The sequence below is a fragment of the Hydrogenophaga sp. 2FB genome (assembly GCF_005503365.1).
GTDB lineage: Bacteria > Pseudomonadota > Gammaproteobacteria > Burkholderiales > Burkholderiaceae_C > Hydrogenophaga.
In genome coordinates, this window is the sequence record NZ_SCML01000122.1 from 1 (window position 1) to 1,582 (window position 1,582).

Here is a 1,582-nt window from a genome sequence, read left to right on the forward strand (position 1 = left end):
GGCGTGGGGCGGCGGACGGGCCGCGCTGAGGGCGGTCCGCAGCACCGTAGGGATCGTTGCGGCGCGGCGCCGGGCGTTCGTTCCAGCCGCGGTCGTCACCGCGCGGAGCGGCGGAAGGACCTGAGCGTGGACGGTCTCCACCCGAGCGAGGACGCTCGTTGCGATCGCCTTCGGGGCGGGAACGTGGGGCCCCGTGGTTCGGCGAGGGTTCGCGCGGCGGCTTGGGGGCCGAGGCCGACACGCTCTTGGCGCGCGCCGGTCCGGGTGGGCGCACCGGCGCGCGGCGCGGGGCGAAGGGGTCGGCCGGGGCCTTCTTCTTCGCCGCACCCGGGTCCAGTTTGAGGGTGCGGGGTTTGTCAGTGGTCATGGGGGGATCATCCCAGCTTTGCGCGCCGTCGCGCGGCGTGGCGTGTCATTCCAGTTCTCCACTGCGCAGCGCATTGAGATCGAGCACACGCAAACCGCCATATTCCACGCGAATCCAGCCCTTGGACGACAGCGTGGTCAGCGCTTCGTTGACCCGTTGGCGCGACAGGCCCACCAGGTAGGCCAGCTCCTGCTGCGTGATGCGCAGCACGCCACCGACGTTGGGCGAGAGCAGCGGGTGGAACAGCGCGGCCAGGTTGCGCGCCACGCGCAGGTCGGGGTCGTTGAGGCGGTCGATTTCGCGCGCCGCGATGAACTGGCCCAGGCGCTCGTTGAGCTGGTGCATCACGAAGCGGTTGAAACCCAGCGAGTGATCGAGCAGCCAATCGAAGGTCTCGATCGGCAGGCCCGCGACACGGCTCTTGCGCAACGCCACGATGTTGTAGCGGTAGTGCTCGTGCTTGAGCACCGTGCCTTCGCCGAACCAGCCGCCCGGCGCCACGCCGGTGAAGGTGATCACGGGCCCTTGCGAATCGTCGTTGCTCATCTTGAGCAAACCGTCCACCAGGCCGAACCAGTACGTCACGGGGCGGCCGAAGCGGCAGATGGAGTCGCCGGCCTCGGCATCGCCCACTTTCAGTGCGTCAACCGCGCGCTCGCGCTCCACCGGCGTGAGGCGCTCCAGCCAGGGGATTTCGGCCAGCTCGGCGTCGGTGGGCGGCCGCGCCCGATCGCGCAAGACGCTGCCGCTGCGCGGTGAGGAAAAGGAATGCATGGAGACCGGGCGCATGGCGCAACAAGGGGACCGAACGCTAGGGAAAGTCCTAGGAGGGATGACCCGAGATTGTCGTCGAACCGACAACATAACGTCAAACGAAGACCTACCATGCGCCTCAGAACAGAACGCCCCGAACGCGGGACTTCTCACCGGAGACACACATGCAACACACGTTCCCCCGGCTCCTGCTGGGCCACGCGCAGAACCGGCCCGAGGGCGCGGCGATGCGCGAGAAGGAATACGGGATCTGGCAGACGACGACGTGGTCAGCGATGGCGCAGCTGGTCGAGGCGTTGGCGTGCGGGCTGCACCAGGCGGGCCTGCAGCGGGGGGAACACATGGTGGTGATCGGTGCGAACCGGCCGCGCCTGTACGCCACCATGCTGGCCGCGCAGTCGCTGGGCGCGATCCCGATCCCGCTGTACCAGGACGCCGTGG

The 1,582-nt window shown here is 68.9% G+C and carries 2 protein-coding genes and 1 pseudogene; 1 reads left to right on the top strand and 2 read right to left on the bottom strand.

Annotation, left to right across the window (positions count from 1 at the left end):
• A pseudogene (locus tag FFS09_RS30470) lies at positions 1-367 on the bottom strand (hypothetical protein); the annotation flags it as partial.
• Between the two features lie 45 nt (positions 368-412).
• Entirely contained in the window at positions 413-1,141 is a 729-nt protein-coding gene (locus tag FFS09_RS30475; RefSeq protein ID WP_137922644.1) for a Crp/Fnr family transcriptional regulator, read from the bottom strand.
• A gap of 164 nt (positions 1,142-1,305) precedes the next feature.
• Between FFS09_RS30475 and FFS09_RS30480 the strand changes: the two genes are divergently transcribed.
• The coding region (locus FFS09_RS30480; protein ID WP_137922645.1) for an AMP-binding protein at positions 1,306-1,582 on the top strand (277 nt) is incomplete at its 3' end.

What these genes read in the sequence shown, in the direction of transcription:
- FFS09_RS30475 (WP_137922644.1), bottom strand. Translation starts at nt 1,141, where the DNA reads ATGCATTCCTTTTCCTCACCGCGCAGCGGCAGCGTCTTGCGCGATCGG.